The following is an 18,506-nucleotide window of genomic DNA, read 5'->3' as shown; positions in this document are numbered from 1 at the left end:
CGGGGTCCGGTTCGCGCCCCGCGCACGGTCCGTTACTTGCCGCAGCTCACCGGGCGGTGGCTACCGGGCGGGTTGAGCTGCGGGAACGGGCGCGGCGAGCTCCTCGACCAGCACCGTCAGCCAGGCGAGGAGCTCCAGGTCGCGCAGCGGGGCGCCGCCGATCCGGTTGCCCTCCGCGGGCTTCGGGACGGTGACGAGCTGCGCGGCAGGCTTGTACTGCCCCTTCGGGTGCAGCCGCTTGAACCGCATCTGCCGCGAGTCCGGCAGCTCGACCGGGCCGATCCGGATCAGCGTGCCCGCCACCGCGACCTCGCCGATGCCCAGCGAGCGGCACAGCTGCCGGAACCGCGCCACGGCCAGCAGGTTCAGCACCGGCGTGGGCGGCTCGCCGTAGCGGTCCTTCAGCTCGTCGACGATCGCGGTGAGCATCTCCTCGTCCGCCGCCTCGGCGATCTTGCGGTAGACCTCCAGGCGCAGCCGCTCGCCGTCGACGTAGTCGTGGGGCACGTGGGCGTCGATCGGCAGGTCGACCCGCACCTCGGCGAGCGGCTCCGGCCCGCCGTCGCCCCCGCCGTCACCACCCGCCTGCTGGCGGAAGGCCGCCACGGCCTCGCCGACGAGCCGGATGTAGAGGTCGAACCCGACGCCGGCGATGTGCCCGCTCTGCTCCGCGCCCAGGATGTTGCCCGCGCCACGGATCTCCAGGTCCTTCATGGCGACGGCCGCACCCGAGCCCAGCTCGGAGTGCTGCGCGATGGTGGCGAGCCGGTCGTGCGCGGTCTCGGTGAGCGGGTGCTCCGGCGGGAACAGGAAGTACGCGTACCCGCGCTCGCGACCACGCCCGACGCGCCCGCGGAGCTGGTGGAGCTGGGAGAGGCCGAGCGTGTCGCTGCGCTCGACGATCAGGGTGTTGGCGTTGGAGATGTCGAGGCCGTTCTCGACGATCGTGGTGCAGACGAGGACGTCGAACTCCCGGTGCCAGAAGCCGTTCACCGTCTGCTCGAGCAGGTCCTCGTTCATCTGCCCGTGCGCGACGGCGATCCGCGCCTCCGGCACGAGGTCCTGGATCGTCTTCGCCGCCCGGTCGATGCTCGAGACCCGGTTGTGCACGAAGAACACCTGGCCGTCGCGCAGCAGCTCGCGGCGGATGGCGGCGGCGACCTGCTTGGTGTCGTAGGCGCCGACGTAGGTGAGCGTGGGGTGCCGGTCCTCGGGCGGGGTGGTGATGGTCGACATCTCGCGGATCCCGGCGAGGCTCATCTCCAGGGTCCGCGGGATCGGCGTGGCCGACAGGGTCAGCACGTCCACGTGGGTGCGGAGCGCGGTGATGTGCTCCTTGTGCTCCACCCCGAAGCGCTGCTCCTCGTCGACGATCACCAGGCCGAGGTCCTTCCAGCGGATCCCGGTCTGCAGCAGGCGGTGCGTGCCCACCACAACGTCGACGGCGCCGGTCAGCAGCCCCTCGATCGTCTCCTTGCCCTCGGCGGCGTCCGTGAAGCGGGAGAGCCCGCGCACGGTCACCGGGAAGGCGCGCATGCGGTCGGCGAACGTGGCGAGATGCTGCGTCGCGAGGAGGGTCGTGGGCACGAGCACGGCGACCTGCTTGCCGTCCTGCACCGCCTTGAACGCCGCGCGCACCGCGATCTCGGTCTTGCCGAAGCCGACGTCGCCGGAGATCACCCGGTCCATCGGCACCGGGCGCTCCATGTCCCGCTTGACCTCGTCGATCGCGGAGAGCTGGTCCGGGGTCTCGGTGTAGGGGAAGGCGTCCTCGAGCTCGCGCTGCCACGGGGTGTCCGCGCCGAAGGCGTGCCCCGGCGCGGCCTGGCGCGCGGCGTAGAGCTGCACGAGCCCGGCCGCGATGTCCCGGACGGCCTTGCGCGCGCGGGACTTGGTCTTCGACCAGTCCGCCCCACCGAGCTTGTTCAACGTCGGCTGCTCGCCACCGACGTAGCGGCTGATCTCGTCGAGGGCGTCGGTCGGCACGAACAGCCGGTCCGCGGGCTGACCCCGCTTGCTCGACGCGTACTCCAGCACCAGGTACTCGCGGGTCGCGCCCTGGACGGTGCGCTCCTTCATCTCCACGAACTTCCCGATGCCGTGCTGGTTGTGCACCACGAAGTCGCCGGGCTGCAGCGCGGCCAGGTCGACGGCGTTCTTCCGGCGCGCGGGCATCTTGCGGGTGGTCGTGTCCAGGCCCGCTCGGGTGCCGGTCAGGTCCGACTCGGACAGCAGCACCAGCCCGATCCCCGGCGCGGTGAACCCGTCGGAGATCCGCCCGCACGTGACCGTGACCACGCCCTTCTCCGGGGCGTCGACGACCTGCTCGACCAGCGTCGCGGGCACCTCGGCCTCGCCGAGCTGCTCCAGGCTGCGCTGCGCGGTGCCCTGACCGGCCACGACGAGCACGGCCGAGCCGCCGGCGGCCGTGTGCGCACGGAGGTCGACGAGCGCGCGGTCCGTGTCCCCGCGGTAGGACTCGATCTCGTGCACCTCGGGGACGATCGCGTCGTCGGTCCCGGAGAGCAGCGGGGAGAGGGTGACGACCGCGCGTCCGGTCGCGGTGGCGTGCGCGAGGACCTCGGCGAGGTCCCGGTAGGCCGAGGCGCCGACGTCGATCGGGGCGGCCCCGCCGGTGCCCGCCGCCAGCCACGAGGCCTCGAGGAACTCCTGGCCGGTGCGGACGAGATCGCGGCTGCGGGTGCGGATGCGCTCCGGATCGGCGATCAGGACGCGGCTGCCCGCGGGCAGCAGGTCGGTCAGCAGCTGCAGCTCACCGGCGACGAGCGCCGGGATCAGCGACTCCATGCCCTCGGTCGGGATGCCCTGCGCGAGGTGCTCGAGGACCTCGCGGAGCTGCGGGTTGTTCTCGTGCTCCTTCGCGAGCCGGGCCGCGCGCTCGCGCACCTCGGCGGTGAGCAGCAGTTCCCGGCAGGCCGGCGCGACGACCTCGGAGACCACCGGCTCCTCCATGGACCGCTGGTCGGCGACGGAGAAGGCGCGCAGCTCGGAGACCTCGTCGCCCCAGAACTCGATGCGGACGGGATGGTCCGCCGTGGGCACGAAGAGGTCCAGGATCCCGCCGCGCACCGCGAACTCACCGCGCGCCGTGACCATCTCGACGCGGGTGTAGGCCAGCTCGACCAGCCGCTCCAGCAGCGCCTCGAACTCGTACTCGGTGCCCACGCGCAGCGCGATCGGGTCCAGCGTGCCGAGGCCGGGGGCGATCGGCTGGATCAGGCTGCGCGCCGCGGCGGCGACGATCCGGGGCGGGTTGTCGCCGCTCAGCGCGCGGAACAGGGTGAGCCGGCGGCCCACGGTGTCCGGGCGCGGGGAGAGCCGCTCGTGGGGCAGGGTCTCCCAGCTCGGCAGGACGGCGATCTCGCCCTCCCCGATCTCCCGGGCCGCGGCGGCCAGCTCCTCGGCCTCCCGGTCCGTCGCGGTGACCGCCAGGACGGTGCCCCGGCGGGCGAGCGCGGCGGCCAGGAAGGGACGCAGGGCGGTGGGCCCCTCGACCTTCACCGCCGCGGCGGTGGGCGCGGCGGAGGCGTCGAGCGCCGCCTGCAACCCGGGATCGGCCAGGGCGGCGGTGAGCAGACCGGACAGTGGAGCAGCCACGACTTCAACCCTCGCAAGCGCACGCGGACAGACCCCTGCCCGGGACTGGTGGCCCGAAGGGGTCTCTTGCCCCCGACGATACCGCCGCCCCCTCCCACCCCCGCGAGTCGGCACTTCTCGTAGGCCGAAACACACATTCCCGACGAGTGCTCGGCTGTGCCGATGCTGCCGTCGGCCACGACATCCTGATGTTCAAGCCCCGCGGTGGTCATCAGGACCTCAGCGTCTGATGATCACGCAGAATTCGCCGTCAGGTCCTGATGATCACCGAGGTCCGAGGCCCGGGGAGCGGTTCCGGCTACGGGCGGGGCGGCAGGGGCGGGCGGGCCCGGCTCGGGCGGGTAGCGGGGTCCGGCGGGGTGACCGGAGGGTTCGTCTGCAACGCCTCCAGGGCCAGGGCGACCGCGCGGTCGAGCTGGGGGTCCGTGCCCGCGGCCCAGTCCTGCGGGCGCACCACGACCTCCACGTCCGGGTCCACGCCGTGGTTCTCCACGCCCCAGTGCAGGTCGTCGAACCAGAACGAGTAGCGCGGCTGGGTGACCCGGGTGCCGTCGACCAGGGAGTACCGGCTGTCGATGCCGATCACGCCGCCCCACGTCCGCACCCCGACGACCGGCCCCAGCCCCATCCGCTTGAACGCGGCGGTGACGATGTCGCCGTCCGAGCCCGCGTGCTCGTCGACCACCGCGACGATCGGGCCGCGCGGCGCGTCCTCCGGATAGGTCACCGGATGCCGGTGGCGCACCACGTCCCAGCCGATCACCTTGCGCGCCAGCTTCTCGATCACCAGCTGCGAGGTGTGGCCGCCGGAGTTGCCGCGGACGTCGAGCACCAGTCCGTCCCGGCGGGCCTCGCGGGCGAAGTCCCGGTGCAGCTGCGCCCAGCCGGAGGCGACCATGTCCGGCACGTGCAGGTACCCGAGCCTGCCCTCGGAGCGGTCCGCCACGAAGGCCCGGCGCCCCGCCACCCAGTCCTGGTACCGCAGCGCCTGCTCGCCCTCCAGCGGCCGCACCACCACCCGGCGGATCTCGCCGGACCCGGTGCGCACGGTGAGCTCGGTGAGCTCGTCCGCCGCGCCGAGCAGCAGCGGCGCCGGTCCCAGCTCGGGATCGACGGGCCGCCCACCCACCTCGAGCAGCACGTCCCCCTCCCGGACGTCGACGCCCGGATCGGCCAGCGGGCTTCGTGCGCTCGGCGCGGACGTCTCCGGCGGGAGGACCCGCGCGATCCGCCAACCGCCCTCGGCCGCCTCGAGGTCCGCGCCGAGGAAGCCCGGTCGGCCCGACCAGTCGCCCTTCGCCCCGGCCCCGACCACGTACGCGTGCGAGGAGCCCAGCTCGCCCTGCAGCTCCCACAGCAGGTCGACCAGGTCGTCCGTGCTGCCGACGGCGTCGACCAGGGGGCGGTAGCGGGCCAGCTCGCCGGCCCAGTCCACCCCCGCCATGTCCTCGACCCAGAAGTGGTCCCGCATGAGGCGCCCGGCCTCGTCGAACATCTGGCGCCACTCGGCCGCGGGATCGACGGTGACCGAGATCCGGTGGGTGTCGATCTCGAACTCGTCCGCGTCCCCCTCCGACGGCGCCGACGAGCCGGACCGGTCCGCGCGCAGCACCCGCAGCGTGCGCCGGTCCCGCACGACGAGCCGGTTCCCGTCCCCCGAGACGGCGTAGCCGCTGACCGGGTCCGCGATGACGTCGACCTTGCGGCGCTTGAGGTCGAACCGCTCCAGCACCGGCCGCGGGTCCTCGCCCTCGGCCCGCCCGTCGCCGAGCACGCCGGTCACGGGCACGCGCAGCCAGAGCAGGCCGTCCTTCGCCGCGCCGAGGCGGCGGTAGCGGCCCTCCGGCACGGGGACCGGGACGACGCGGGCGGTGAGGCCCTCAACGTCCACCACCGTCTCCGGCGGCGCGTCCTTCTTGTCCGGCTTCTCGGTTTTCTCGGCCTCCTCCTCGTCGTCCGGGGCCGGGAGGTCGTCCGGCTCCTCGTCCGCAGCCGAGACCGGCCGCCCGTCCGGGCTCGCCCCGAACGGCGACGGCGTGCGCGCCGCGAGCGGCACCAGGAAGGGCCGCCAGGAGGCGGGAAAAGTGAGGTCGAACGAGTGCTCGTCGTAGATCGGGTCGAAGCTGCGGCGGGACAGGAACGCGAGGAACTTCCCGTCCGCGGTGAACACCGGGTCGGTGTCGGTGAACCGCGGCTCGGTGACGGCCACGAGCTGGTCCGGCTGGTCGCCGGCCGCGAGCCGGACCAGCATGATCCTGGTCAGCTCCGGCTCCACCGGGTCCTCGTAGGCGAGCCAGCGGCCGTCCGGCGAGAAGCTCAGCCCGCCGATCTCCCCGGCGGCGCCGCGGGCCAGCTCGCGCAGGGCACCGGTGGCGGCGTCGAGGTGGAGCAGCCGGCCGTCGTGTGTGGCCAGCGCGGCTCCGGAACCGTCCGGCAGCGGGGCGAGCTCCTGCACCCGGCCGAGCTCGCCGGAGCCGTACCGGACGAGCGCGGCGGCCCCCTCCGCGTGCGGGTCGAGCGGCGAGATCGCGACGGCGTCCTCGCCCGTCGCGTCGTCCACCCAGATCGCACGGTCCTCGCCGAGCGGCTGCGCGAGCCGCGCGCGGACGCCCGGCTCGGCGAGCAGCGTGCGGGCGGGGCCGTCCCGGTGGGTCAGCCGGTGGACCGTGCCCCGGACGCCCACGACACTGCCGCGCCCGGTGCGGTCCGGCGCGGCGCCGGAGAGCCAGCGCGCGGTGGGCACCCGCTTCGGTTCGCGCGCGGTGCGCGGGCCACCGAGCCGGACGTCGATCCGCACCGGCTCCGAGTCCAGGTCCTCCAGCAGGTACAGCTCGCCCGCCGACTCGTGGACGACGCGGGTGCCGTCCGTGGCGGCGTGCCGCGCGTAGAAGGGTGGCGCGCCGGTGCCGGCGGATCCTGCAGAGCCACCGTGGTCCGTGTGCCGGCGCAGGTCGCCGAGGCTCTCGCGGTCGACCGAGTAGAGGTTGCCCCAGCCCTCGTGGTCGGACAGGAAGGCGATCCGCCCGCCCACCAGCATCGGCGAGTCCAGCTGGCCGTCCAGGTCGGACAGGATCCGCGCGAACTCACCCGAGCCCTCGGCGTCCCACCAGATCGTGCCGGCGGTGCCGCCGCGGTAGCGCTTCCACCAGGCCATCTCCCGGGACATGGTGCGGCCCAGCAGGACCCCCGGCTCGCCCGGCACGACCACGGACACCGGGCCGTACGGCAGCCGCTCGGGCCGGCCGCCCTCCGGGTCGATCGCGTAGGCCCAGGTGTTGGCGCCGGTGTGCTGCCCCGTGGCCGAAACGGCGAGCACCCGCCCGTCCGGCGTCCAGCCGACCGACCGCGTGCGCAGGTCGCCCCAGAAGGTCAGCCGCCGGGCGGCGCCGCCCTCGGCATCGGTCACCCGGACCTCGGGCGCCCCGTCCTTCCACGACGTCCACGCCACCCGGGTGCCGTCCGGGGAGAACCGGGGGCGCGCGGCGGGCACCCCGTCGGCGGTGAGCCGGACGGCGCGGCCGCCCGCCAGCGGCGCGGTCCACACGTCGTCCTCCGCCACGAAGACGACGGAGCTCTGACCGGCGGGCGAGGCGCCCGGATGGGGGAAGCGGAGGTAGCTGCGAGGCACCGGGCCACCGTATCCGGAGGGTCCGACAACCCCCGACGCGTGATCAGCGCGCGTACCGGACCGCGGCGCGCGCCTTCGCCTTCTCGGCCTCGATCTCACGGTCCTTGGGCGGCGCCGTGCTCACCAGGTCGTCGAGGAGGTGCCGGGTGACGTGGGCGATCTCCGCGACCGCCCGCTCGAACGCCTCGGCGTTCGCCTGCGACGGCCTGGTCGCCCCGCTGACCTTGCGGACGAACTGCAGCGCGGCGGCGTGCACCTCGTCCTCCGTGGCGGGCGGCTCGAAGTTGTGCAGCGTCCTGATGTTCCGGCACACGGCTCTCTCCCGGTCGACGGGCACCCGGCGCGGCACCCCTGCCCTCCGATGATGCCCGGAGAGCACCCCGGAGGCTCAGCGTGAGTACAGCAGGACCGCGACGCGGGTGACGAGCTCGCGCTGGGGCGCGCCGTACGCGGCGTCGAGCGGCCGGGACAGCGACTCCGGCAGCCCCTCGGGCTCGATGTACAGCACCCACAGCCGGGAATGGCCGGCGATCGCCGCCGACGGGTCCGCGACGTCCGGCTGGGCGTTGGTCGCCGGGATCGGGCTGCCCCACGGACGGGCCGGGGAGACGGGCTCGAGGACGGCCGGGTTCGCGGTCTGCTCCCAGTAGTAGGCGAAGGGCTCGCGGTGGTCCCGGGTCAGGATGATCCCGTCGCCCGGGCGGGCCTGCGCGGCGACCGACGCGACCGCGGCCCGCCAGTCGTCCTTGTCGCCACCGGAGTACCAGCCCAAGAGCGACACCACGGACGTCCCGACGAGGGCGGCGGCCACCACCCCGGTCACCAACGGCCGCCCGAACCGGACGAGCACCAGGGCGCAGCAGAGGAACACGCCGGGCATCGCCGGCAGCAGGTAGCGGCTCACGAGCATCGGCCGCACCAGCGACCCGGCCACCACGGCCAGCGGGAGCCCGATCGCCCAGAGCAGGGCGAGCAGGTTCAGGAACGACGGCCGCCGGCGCAGCACGAGCACGACGAATGCGGCGACGAGGACCCCGACGATCGCGAGCCCGACCGGACCGCTGTGCCCGGAGAGCAGGTACGCCGCCCCGGCCAGGTGGTAGGCGTCCGTCCCCGGCACCCAGTCCCACATCGACGGCGTGGGGGTGGTGAGCATCAGGAAGAGCTGCGGGCCGGCGATCACGACGGCGATCCCGACGGCCGTCAGCAGCCCGCGCCACGGGATCCGGGGCAGCGCCAGCGCCGCGGGCGCGACGGCCAGGGCCGCCACCACCGACATCGGATGGGTGTAGACCGTGAGGCCGGCGACGACGCCGTAGCCCACCCACCGCCCGAACCCGCCGTTCTGCACGGCGCGGACCAGCAGCAGCACCGCGACGGACACACCCAGGACGCCGAACGCGTAGGGCCGCGCCTCCTGCTGGTACTGGACGAGCGTGGTGCTGACCGCGAGCAGGCCCGCCGCGAGCGCGGCCACCCGCGGCCCGGCCAGCCGGCTCGCGATCAGCCACAGCACACCGACCGCGAGGGCGCCGGCGAGCGCCGACGGCAGCCGCAGCCACCACTCACCGGACCCGCCGATGCCCGTCCAGATCTTGAGGAACCCGTTGTAGGCGAACATGTGCGGGTCGCGGGTCGTGCTCAGCGTCCACAGCTCACCCCACGACAGGCGGGCGGCCATCGCGGAGAAGGCCTCGTCGTCCCAGAGGGGCTTGCCGCCCAGCGTGACCAGGCCGAGGACGAGGGACAGCAGCGTCAGGGCGACCGGGACCAGCCGGGCCCGGGGGGACGGGTCGTCCGCCCGGCGCAGCCCGCCGTCGCCCGGAGACGCCGACGACAGGGTCGGCGACGGCGCGATCTGCTCAGATCCGGGCAAGCCCCTCATCCCTCCGACTGCTGGCCCCGACGACTCCGCCACCCGCGACCGGAGCGGTTACGGGCGGTGTGTCACGGCACGCCCGATTGGGCGCCATTCGAGACGGGAGGCTACAGCCGGTACGCGGACCGGACGCAGCCGCGTACCTCGCCGGGGACGCCGCCGTGGTGTCAGTCCACCGGATCCGGCCCGGTGAGGGGCGCGACACCCAGCACCAGCTTGGACACGTGGAACGCCTCTGCGTAGCGGGCGTGGCACTGCACGCCACGGATCCGCGCGAGCCCCGCGAACGTCTCGTGGTCGAACCACGTCCGGTCCCGCTGGCTGCCGTAGTGCTCGTGCAGCTTCGCGATCTTCTCCCGCAGCACCGGCTCCGCCAGCGGGAGGAACGCCGACGGCTGCGCCAGGTCGCCCTCCCACTTCAGGATCTCGTAGCCCAGCGACAGGTGGTCGCGGAAGACCGTCGGGATGATCGTCGCCAGGGCCCGGTGGTCCTGGTGGGCGTCGTGCGGGGAGGGGCCCAGCACCAGGTCCGGCTCGCCGGCCCGGCGCAGGTCCTCGACCGACTGCTTGACCCGCTCCCACCGCACCGCGACCGACCCGTCCGGCAGGTCGTGCACGATCACCTCGAGCTTCGCGCCGGGGCAGAACGCCGTCAGCGCGGCCCGCTCCTCCTCCTCGCGCAGCGATCCCCCGCCGGTGAGGACCATGGCGGTGACCGTGACACCGGGATGTGCCCGGCACAGCTCGAGCAGCGTGCCGCCCGCACCGATCGCGATGTCGTTGCAGTGCGCGCCGATCAGCGTCATCCGGTCCAGGCGCTCGGGCAGCAGGCTCAGCACCGGGGGCCACCGTTCCGCCCGAGCACACGGTCGTTCCCGGAGTGGTTGAGCGGTCTGAGCACGCCGCCAGTCTTCCATGGACGGAGCCGGATCACCCCGACGTGTGCCGAGAGCGTCGCCGATCGGCGGGACTCCGCCCACCCGCGGCGCCGGCGGGCGGCTCCGGGCGCTCGGCGGCGACCCTCACATGTCAGGATGGAGGCACGATCCGCCGTGGTGTAACGGCAGCACCTCAGATTTTGGTTCTGATGGTCCAGGTTCGAATCCTGGCGGCGGAGCTGATCGGCGCTGCTACTGCTCGAGCGCCGCGTCCAGGGTGATCTCGACGCCCGTCAGGGCCTTGCTCACCGGGCAGCCCGCCTTCGCGTCCTGCGCCGCCTTCTCGAAACCGGCCGCGTCGAGACCGGTGACCTCGCCGCGGACGGTGAGGGCGATGCCGGTGAGCCGGAAGCCGCCCGCGGGATCCGGGCCGAGGCTCACGTCCGCCTTCACGTCCAGGGACTCCGTCGTGCCGCCTGCCTGGCCGATCAGGGCCGAGAGCTGCATCGCGTAGCAGGCGGAGTGGGCGGCCGCGATCAGCTCCTCGGGGCTGGTGGTGCCGCCCGCGTCGTCGGCCGCCCGCTTGGGGAAGCTGACGTCGTAGGTGCCGACCTTGCTGCTGGAGAGCTCGACCTGCCCGGAGCCCTCCTCGAGGGAGCCGTTCCAGGCGGTGCGTGCGGTACGAGTGGGCATGCGTGGCTCCCGGCGTCGTCGGATGGGTGCTCCGGGTGCAAGGAAGCCACTCGTGACCGGGCAGCACACCCGACCTCCGGGCCGGGTCGCCGACCGGTCGTCCCGGACCGGCGAACGGCGGTGGGACCCGTTCGGGTGCCCACGCCGTAGGATTCCGGTCCGGACGGCCGCGGGTGGCCCCGTCCCGCCCCGGACGTCGGACCCCGCTCGCGCAGAACCTCTCGAGGGAGCTCGCCCCATGCCCGACCGACACGCCCCGCTGGGCCGTCCTCCGCGCCCGGCGGCCTCGGTGGTGCTGGCCGCGGGTGAGGGCACCCGGATGCGCTCGGCGACACCGAAGGTGCTCCACGAGATCGGCGGCCGCAGCCTGCTGGGACACGCCGTGCACGCCGTCGCGGAGCTCGAGCCCGAGCACCTCGCGGTGGTCGTCGGGCACGGGCGCGAGGAGGTCACCGCGGCCCTGCTCGGCCTCGCCGACGAGGTGGCCCGCGAGGTGCACATCGCGGTCCAGGAGCAGCAGAACGGCACCGGGGACGCGGTGCGCTGCGGCCTCGCCGCGCTGCCGGGCGGGCTGACCGGCACCGTGCTCGTCACCTACGGGGACGTGCCCCTGCTCGACACCGCGACGCTGCGCGAGGTGCTCTCGTCCGGCGCGGCCGTCACCCTGCTCACCACCGACCTCGACGACCCGACCGGCTACGGCCGGATCGTGCGGTCCGAGAAGGGCGCCGACGGCGCCGCCCGGGTGACCGCCATCGTCGAGCAGAAGGACGCCTCGCCGGAGCAGCGCGCGATCACCGAGGTCAACTCGGGTGTCTACGCGTTCGACGCGGAGTTCCTCGCCGCGGGGCTGGGCAGGCTCGGCACGGACAACGCCCAGGGCGAGCTGTACCTGACCGACCTCGTCGCCCTCGCGGTGGCGGACGGGCTCGCGGTCGAGGCCGTGCGCACGGACGACCCCTGGCTCGTCGCCGGGGTGAACGACCGGGTCCAGCTCGCCGAGGTCCGCGCCGAGCTGAACCGCCGCGTGCTGCGCCGGCACATGCTGGCCGGGACCACGATCGTCGATCCGGCCTCGACCTGGGTGGACGTGCAGGTCCGGCTCGGCCGGGACGTCCTCGTCGAGCCGGGGACGCAGCTGCGCGGACGCACCACGGTCGCGGACGGCGCCGTGGTCGGCCCGGACACCACGCTCGTCGACGTCGAGATCGGCGAGGGCGCCTCGGTCGTCCGCACGCACGGATCGTCCGCGGTGATCGGCGCGGGGGCCAGCGTGGGGCCGTTCGCCTACCTGCGGCCCGGGGCGCGGCTCGGTGCGAAGGGCAAGATCGGCACCTTCGTCGAGGTGAAGAACGCGGACATCGGCGCGGGCTCGAAGGTGCCGCATCTCACCTACGTCGGCGACGCGTCGATCGGTGAGCAGAGCAACATCGGGGCGTCGTCGGTGTTCGTGAACTACGACGGCGTCCGCAAGCAGCGGACCGTCATCGGTTCGCACGTCAGGACCGGGTCGGACACGATGTTCATCGCCCCGGTGCAGGTCGGCGACGGGGCCTACACGGGCGCCGGCACCGTCCTCCGCGAGGACGTCCCACCGGGGGCGCTGGCGGTGTCGGGTGGGCCACAGCGCACCATCGAGGGGTGGGTCGTACGGAAGCGACCCGGCACGCCGGCGGCCGAGGCCGCCGAGCGGGCGACCGATGCAGCAGGCCAGGGAGGCTCAGCGCAGTGAGTGCCATGTCGGGTCAGCCGAAGAAGAACCTCATGTTCTTCGCCGGGAGGACGCACCCCGAGCTGGCCGAGCAGGTCGCCAAGCATCTGGACGTGACGGTCACCCCGCAGTCCGCCTACTCCTTCGCGAACGGCGAGATCTTCGTCCGGTTCGAGGAGTCGGTGCGCGGGTGCGACGCGTTCGTCCTGCAGGCCCACTCGGCACCGATCAACGACGCGATCATGGAGCAGCTGATCATGGTCGACGCGCTCAAGCGCGCCTCGGCCAAGCGGATCACCGTGGTCATGCCGTTCTGGGGCTACGCACGGCAGGACAAGAAGCACCGCGGCCGCGAGCCCATCACGGCGCGCCTGGTGGCGGACCTGTTCAAGACGGCGGGCGCGGACCGGATCATGACGGTCGACCTGCACACGTCCCAGATCCAGGGCTTCTTCGACGGCCCGGTGGACCACCTGTTCGCCCTCCCCGTGCTCGCCACGCACATCAAGGAGCACTACTCGGGCGAGGACCTCGCGGTCGTCTCGCCGGACTCCGGCCGTGTGCGACTGGCCGAGCGCTGGGCGGAGACCCTCGGCAACACCCCGCTGGCCTTCATCCACAAGACGCGCGACCCCCTCAAGCCCAACGAGGCGGTCGCGAACCGGGTGGTCGGCGAGATCCAGGGCCGCACCTGCGTGGTGATCGACGACATGATCGACACCGGTGGCACGGTCGCGAAGGCCGTCGAGGTGCTGCTGAAGGAGGGCGCGAAGGACGTGATCATCGCGGCCACCCACGGCGTCCTCTCCGGCCCGGCGGTGGAGCGGCTGTCGACCTGCGGGGCGCGCGAGGTGATCTTCACGGACACCCTGCCGATCCCCGACGACAAGCGCTTCCCGTCCATGACTGTGCTCTCGATCGCCCCCCTGCTCGCCGAGGCGATCCACCAGGTCTTCGACGACGGCTCGGTCACCAGCCTCTTCGACGGCAACGCGTAGTCATCTCCGCGCCACCCCGCGACACCCTCCGCGGTGATCATCAGGACCTCACCGCGAATTCTTCATGATCGAACAGCAGTCGGGCCCTGGTGATCACCTCTCGTGGTGATCACCAGGGCCCGAGTGCGTCCGTCAGACCTTCGTCCAGGTGCAGCCGCCGGAGAGCTTGGCGAACTCGCCCTGCTTGACGGTCACCGAGCCCGGGCCCTGCACGATCTCGTTGGCGATGATCGCGTCGAACTGGCCCGAGTCGTTCTTGTCGCGCTCCCAGTAGCACATCTTCATGATGCTGTCGGCGGGCGGACCGGCGGTCTTGTAGCGGCCGGCGGCCAGGTCGACGCCCACCTCGTAGGTGCCGTCGGAGGCCTCGGTCGCCGGGCCGGCCGGGGCCGCGGCCCGGGCGGCAGGGGCTGCGGCCTGCGCGGGCTCAGCCGGGCCCGCGGCCGCGCCGGCCGGCGTGGACGCCGCCGGCGCGGCGGTGGTGGCCGCCGTGGTGGTGCTGCCGGAGCCGGCGTGGCCGACGAGGAAGCCGATCAGGAAGCCGACGGCGACACCGGCGGCGACCAGCGGCCAGCGGCGGCGCTTCTTCCCGGCGTTGCCCTGCTCGGCGGACCCGGCGTGACGGCCCTGCATCGTCGAGGGCCACGGCTGCGCGGAGCCGGCCCCGGCACGGCCCGCGGCGGCGACCGCGGGGCGGGCCCCGGATCGGGCATCGGCGGCGGGACGGGCCGCCCCCGTCCCGGGCGCGGCGTCGAAGAGCGGCGCCGCGACCGGCACGGACGGGGACCACGTCCCCTGGCGCGACCATGCCGCGGCCGGCTCGGCGGCCCGCTGGGTGGGGACCACCGGGAAGATCTCGGTCACCGGCTCGATGTCGTCCTGCTGCGTGGTCATGGCGTTCCCCCGAATGCGCTGTCGTCGTGCGGACATTCGGCTCATCGCGCCGAGGCGGGAGGCCCATTAGCCACGCTCACGACCTTTCATCGATTCTGACGAGAATCGATCTCCGAGACCTCGAGCAGCAGCGCCTGGTCCGGGTGCAGCACCGGGCTCGCGAGGCCCGCGTGCTCCAGCGCCGCGCCCGTCACCACCACGCCCTCCGCGGCCCATCCCGGCAGGCCCGCGGGCGCATCGCCGATCACCAGCGGCCGCACCCGGTAGGACCGCTCCGGATCGAGCCCCCGGAAGCGCAGCGGCGGCGTGTGCGCGGTCGCCGAGGTGGCGGTCCGCACCAGCGCGATCAGGGCCCGAGACCGGTCCGGCGCGACCACGCCGTGGACCAGCAGGTCGTCGCCCGCCACGTCCATCCGCACCAGGTCCCCGCCCAGCAGCAACTCCCGATTGGCCTTCCACCAGGCGATCCACTCCTGCAGCCCGGCGAGCTCGGCCTCCGGCACCGCGGCCAGGTCCTGCTCGATCCCGAGGTGTCCGAACACCGCCGTCGCCGCGCGGAAGCCCAGATCGTGGACCCGGCCCGTCGAGTGGGAGCGCGCCGCGCCGATGTGGCTGCCGAGGTACTCGGGCGGGAGGAGCTGCGCGGTCCAGCGCAGCATCCGCTGACGCTCGTGCGGGTCGAGCTGGTCCGAGACCCACACCCGGTCCGTGCGCTCCAGGATCCCGAGGTCCACGCGCGCTCCGCCGGACGAGCACGACTCGATCCCCAGGCCCGGGTGCGCCGCGCGCAGCTCGTCGAGCAGCCGGTACAGCGCGAGCGTCTGGGCGTGCACCCCGGGCCGGCCGCCGGTCCCGCCCGCCTCCACGAGGTCGCGGTTGTGGTCCCACTTCAGGTACCCGATGTCGTACTCCGCGAGCAGGGCGAACAGCGCGTCCCGGATGTGGACGTACGCCCGGTCGAGGTCCAGGACCTGCTGGAACCGCGACTCCGGGGGCAGCTCGGAGCGCGCCGCCATGATCCACTCCGGGTGGACGCGGGCGAGGTCGGAGTCCGGGTTGACCATCTCCGGCTCCACCCACAGCCCGAACTCCATCCCGAGCGAGCGAACCCGGTCGACGAGCGGATGCAGCCCGTCCGGCCAGACCTCGGGGGACACCGTCCAGTCCCCCAGCCCGGCCCGGTCGTCCCGCCGTGCGCCGAACCAGCCGTCGTCCAGCACGAAGCGTTCGACGCCGAGCGCCGCCGCCCGCTCCGCGAGGTCGACCAGCCGGGCGGGATCGTGGTCGAACCAGACCGCCTCCCACACGTTGAGCGTGACCGGGCGGGGACGGCCGGTGCGCAGGTGCCGGTGGAAACGCGCGGCGAGCTCGTCGAGCCCGGTCCCGCAGGAGCCGTACAGCCAGGGCGAGGTGTAGGCCTCGCCGCGGCCGAGCCGGATCTCCCCCGGCAGCAGCAGCTCCCCGCCGCCGAGCACGCGCTCGCCGGAAGCGGCCTGCTCGGCGAGGTGTACGTGGTTGCCACTCCACGCCGTGTGGACGGCGAACACCTCGCCGCGGGCGAACCCGAAGCCGGGCGTCCCGGCGTGCAGCAGGAATGCGCTGTCCGCCCCGGTGCGGCCGCGCCGGTTCTCCCGCAGGTGCGTGCCGACGGTGAACGCGCGCCGCTGCGGAACCCGTTCGTGCTCGTGCCGCCCGGCGAAGTCGAGCAGCTCCGCGGCCTCGGCCGGGACGGGCAGGGCGAGCAGCAGCCCGCCCAGCTCATACGGCTCGTCGGCCAGGTTGGTCAGCGTGGCCCGGCAGCGCAGCAAGCCGCCCGCCAGCAGCTCGACGACGACGTCGAGGCCGAGGGCTGCGTCGTCGTCCCTGCTCTCGACGTCGAGGCGGCCCGCACCGGTGACGGCCTCGGTCACCTCGATCCCGTCGAGCAGCACCCGCCGGGGGGTGAACCGCGGCGCCCAGCCCCGCCCGGCCCGCGAGCCGAGGACGCCGGGCCGACCCGTCCAGCCGTCGTGCGGCTCCGGGAGCAGGGCGAGGCGCAGCGGGCGGTCCGGGGCGTTCGTGCCCGGCACCGGACGGCGGGCGTCGCGGAGCGCAGCGGGAGCGGTTCCGGCCAGGTCCGGTCCCCAATGGACGATCGCGGGGAGACCACCGTCGACGTCGACGACGACCGTCACCCCGCCCGCGGACAACACGATCACGGGTTCCTCCTGGCAGGATCGGGCCGGTGCTGCGGTTGGCGGACCACTGGATCTGGGACGCCTGGGCGGCCGACGACGGCGAGCGTCACCACCTGTTCTTCCTGCAGGCCCCGCGCTCGCTCGGCGATCCGGAGCGCCGCCACCTGCACGCCCGGGTCGGCCACGCCAGCTCGGCGGACCTGGTCCGCTGGGAGTACCACGGCGAGTGCCTCACGCCCGCGGTCACCGGTTTCGACGACCGCGCGATCTGGACCGGCTCGGTCGTGCGTGCCGCGGACCGCTGGTGGATGTTCTACTCGGCGATCTCGTGGGCGGGGCCGCGGATCGGCCAGCGCATCGGCGCGGCGACCTCCACGGACCTGCACACCTGGGAACGGCTGCCCGAGCCGCTCGTCACCCCGGATCCCCGCTGGTACGCGGGCGACGGCGACTCCTCGCCGACGTGGCGGGATCCCTTCGTCCTGCCCGGCCCGGAGGGCGGCTGGCACATGCTGCTGACCGCCGCCGCGGCCGGCACCGATCCGGCCGGGGCCGGGGTGATCGGCCATGCCACCAGCCCGGACCTGCGCACCTGGCGGGCGCAGCCGCCCCTGTCGGCGCCCGCCGGGTTCCGTCATCTCGAGGTCGCCCAGTCCGTCGTCGTCGGCGGACGACCGGTGCTCACCTTCACCTGCCATCCCGACGAGCAGGTGGCCCCACGGCCGTGGTGCACGTGGTCGGTCCCCGCCGACGGCCCGCTCGGGCCGTGGGACGTCGCCGCCGCGCGCCCCTTCGAGGCCGATCCGTGGCTCTTCGCGGCGCCGGTGGTCAGCGGCCGGGACGGCCGCGCGGTGATCCTCGGCTTCCGCAACCGCGAGGACGGCCTGCAGATCCACGACCCGATCGCGGTCACGCTCGACCGGGCGGGATACCTGGCGGCGCGCTGACCGAGCCGCGGGCGACGACGTCGCAGCTCAGCAGGGTCCTGGGCGGCAACGGCTCGCCGCCCAGCAGGCTGCGGACCGCCCACCGGCCCATGTCCTCGTACGGGAGCCGGACGGTGGCGAGCCCGGCCTCGGCGGCGAGCTCCGGCTCGTCGTCGTACCCCATGATCGAGACGTCGTGGGGCACCCGGAGTCCGGCCTCCGCGGCGGCGAGGCGCGCCCCCAGAGCCATCCGGTCGTTGCCGCAGAGCAGGCCGGTCGCGCCCTTGGCCAGCAGGTCGCGGGCCAGGGTCCGGCCGCTGCCGAGCCGGTAGTCGCCGTAGCGGACCATGCCCTCGTCGACCTCGACGCCGGCCTCGCGCATGGCGCGGCGGAAGCCCGCGACCCGCTCGGTGGTCGCCCACATCCCGCGCACCCCGGCGAGGACGCCGATCCGGCGGTGGCCGTGGTCGAGGAGGTTCCGGGCCGCGGCGTGGCCGCCGCCCTGCTCGTCCGGCAGCACGCAGGGCGGGCCGGAGACCACCGGGAAGCAGTTGACGAGCAGGATCGGCGTGCCGTCGCGGACCTCGGGCAGCGCGACGCGCCGGGTCCCCGAGACGGCGACGACGATCGCGTCGACCTGCCGCCCGAGCAGCTCGTCGAACGCGAGCCGGAAGCCACCGCGGGTCCCGTACGCGTTCGTGACCAGCAACGACTGGCCGAGGGCCTGCGCCTCGGCGTGCGCCCCGGCCATGGTCCCGACCGGCGGCGGGGTGCGCGGGACCTCCCCCAGGACGAGCCCGATGATCCCGTTGCGGTCCGAACGCAGCGCCCGGGCGGCGCTGTTCGGGCGGTAGCCCAGCTCGGCGGCGGCCTCCCGGACCCGGCGCGCGGTGTCCGGCGCGACGCCCGGCCGCCCGTTGAGCACGTACGAGGCCGCTGCCCCGGACACGCCGGCCAGCCGGCCGACGTCCTGCAGGGTCGGTCGCGAACGCCGGATTTGTCCGGATCCTTCCACAGCACCACCGTATCGCCGCGCAACTTCAGCTTGACGGTCCTCACTCCGACGAGGATCGTCCCGAGCTTAAGCGTAAAAGTGAATGGGGT

General features: G+C 74.1%; 12 protein-coding genes and 1 tRNA gene. 4 read left to right on the top strand and 9 right to left on the bottom strand.

All coding sequences use genetic code 11. The features are described from left to right. Positions 1-60: 60 nt before the first annotated feature. The 5 genes from mfd to ABD324_RS10495 form a co-directional block, all read right to left on the bottom strand. Complete coding sequence (mfd, locus tag ABD324_RS10515) at positions 61-3,618, bottom strand: transcription-repair coupling factor (protein ID WP_344415020.1); 3,558 nt, start codon at positions 3,616-3,618, stop codon at positions 61-63. A gap of 298 nt (positions 3,619-3,916) precedes the next feature. Then, entirely contained in the window at positions 3,917-7,246 is a 3,330-nt protein-coding gene (locus tag ABD324_RS10510) for a S41 family peptidase (protein ID WP_344415017.1), read from the bottom strand. A 43-nt stretch (positions 7,247-7,289) separates the two neighbouring features. Then, positions 7,290-7,559, bottom strand: a complete 270-nt coding sequence (locus tag ABD324_RS10505; RefSeq protein ID WP_344415015.1) for a DUF2277 domain-containing protein — start codon at positions 7,557-7,559, stop codon at positions 7,290-7,292. A gap of 75 nt (positions 7,560-7,634) precedes the next feature. After that, positions 7,635-9,122, bottom strand: a complete 1,488-nt coding sequence (locus ABD324_RS10500) for a glycosyltransferase family 39 protein (RefSeq protein ID WP_344415013.1) — start codon at positions 9,120-9,122, stop codon at positions 7,635-7,637. A 170-nt stretch (positions 9,123-9,292) separates the two neighbouring features. Beyond that, a complete protein-coding gene (locus ABD324_RS10495) occupies positions 9,293-9,964 on the bottom strand; it encodes a PIG-L deacetylase family protein (RefSeq protein WP_344415011.1) in 672 nt (223 codons plus the stop codon). Between the two features lie 207 nt (positions 9,965-10,171). Here ABD324_RS10495 and ABD324_RS10490 point away from each other — a divergent pair. Beyond that, positions 10,172-10,242: transfer RNA gene (locus tag ABD324_RS10490), tRNA-Gln, on the top strand. Positions 10,243-10,255: 13 nt separating this feature from the next. Here ABD324_RS10490 and ABD324_RS10485 read toward each other — a convergent pair. Continuing rightward, positions 10,256-10,696 carry an OsmC family protein gene (locus tag ABD324_RS10485; protein ID WP_344415009.1) on the bottom strand — a complete coding sequence of 147 codons (441 nt, stop codon included), beginning with the start codon at positions 10,694-10,696 and terminating at the stop codon, positions 10,256-10,258. A gap of 238 nt (positions 10,697-10,934) precedes the next feature. Here ABD324_RS10485 and glmU point away from each other — a divergent pair, with 238 nt between their 5' ends. Next, positions 10,935-12,428 carry a bifunctional UDP-N-acetylglucosamine diphosphorylase/glucosamine-1-phosphate N-acetyltransferase GlmU gene (glmU, locus tag ABD324_RS10480; protein ID WP_344415007.1) on the top strand — a complete coding sequence of 498 codons (1,494 nt, stop codon included), beginning with the start codon at positions 10,935-10,937 and terminating at the stop codon, positions 12,426-12,428. Between the two features lie 5 nt (positions 12,429-12,433). After that, positions 12,434-13,405 (top strand): ribose-phosphate diphosphokinase, encoded by a 972-nt coding sequence (locus ABD324_RS10475; protein WP_344416321.1) that lies wholly within the window; start codon positions 12,434-12,436, stop codon positions 13,403-13,405. A 132-nt stretch (positions 13,406-13,537) separates the two neighbouring features. Here ABD324_RS10475 and ABD324_RS10470 read toward each other — a convergent pair whose 3' ends face one another. Both ABD324_RS10470 and ABD324_RS10465 read right to left on the bottom strand, forming a co-directional pair. Then, positions 13,538-14,299 carry an Rv1352/Rv1906c domain-containing protein gene (locus ABD324_RS10470; protein ID WP_344415005.1) on the bottom strand — a complete coding sequence of 254 codons (762 nt, stop codon included), beginning with the start codon at positions 14,297-14,299 and terminating at the stop codon, positions 13,538-13,540. Between the two features lie 86 nt (positions 14,300-14,385). Beyond that, positions 14,386-16,497, bottom strand: coding sequence for an alpha-galactosidase (locus tag ABD324_RS10465; protein WP_344415003.1), 2,112 nt, complete (start codon positions 16,495-16,497; stop codon positions 14,386-14,388). 26 nt (positions 16,498-16,523) lie between these two features. On the opposite strand from ABD324_RS10465, the gene ABD324_RS10460 reads away from it, so the two are divergent. Further along, positions 16,524-17,423 carry a glycoside hydrolase family protein gene (locus ABD324_RS10460; protein WP_344415001.1) on the top strand — a complete coding sequence of 300 codons (900 nt, stop codon included), beginning with the start codon at positions 16,524-16,526 and terminating at the stop codon, positions 17,421-17,423. Here ABD324_RS10460 and ABD324_RS10455 read toward each other — a convergent pair. After that, positions 17,386-18,417 carry a LacI family DNA-binding transcriptional regulator gene (locus ABD324_RS10455; RefSeq protein WP_344414999.1) on the bottom strand — a complete coding sequence of 344 codons (1,032 nt, stop codon included), beginning with the start codon at positions 18,415-18,417 and terminating at the stop codon, positions 17,386-17,388. The two genes, ABD324_RS10460 and ABD324_RS10455, sit on opposite strands and share 38 nt — an antisense overlap. Between the last annotated feature and the right edge of the window lie 89 nt (positions 18,418-18,506).

Origin of the sequence: Pseudonocardia ailaonensis (genome assembly GCF_039531635.1) — a bacterium.
Lineage (GTDB): Bacteria > Actinomycetota > Actinomycetes > Mycobacteriales > Pseudonocardiaceae > Pseudonocardia > Pseudonocardia ailaonensis.
The sequence above is the reverse complement of the archived record's forward strand: the minus strand, read 5'-3'. Positions and strand labels throughout refer to the sequence as shown.

What these genes read in the sequence shown, in the direction of transcription:
- ABD324_RS10485 (WP_344415009.1), bottom strand. Translation starts at nt 10,696, where the DNA reads ATGCCCACTCGTACCGCACGCACCGCCTGGAACGGCTCCCTCGAGGAG.
- ABD324_RS10475 (WP_344416321.1), top strand. Translation starts at nt 12,434, where the DNA reads ATGTCGGGTCAGCCGAAGAAGAACCTCATGTTCTTCGCCGGGAGGACG.
- glmU (WP_344415007.1), top strand. Translation starts at nt 10,935, where the DNA reads ATGCCCGACCGACACGCCCCGCTGGGCCGTCCTCCGCGCCCGGCGGCC.
- ABD324_RS10470 (WP_344415005.1), bottom strand. Translation starts at nt 14,299, where the DNA reads ATGACCACGCAGCAGGACGACATCGAGCCGGTGACCGAGATCTTCCCG.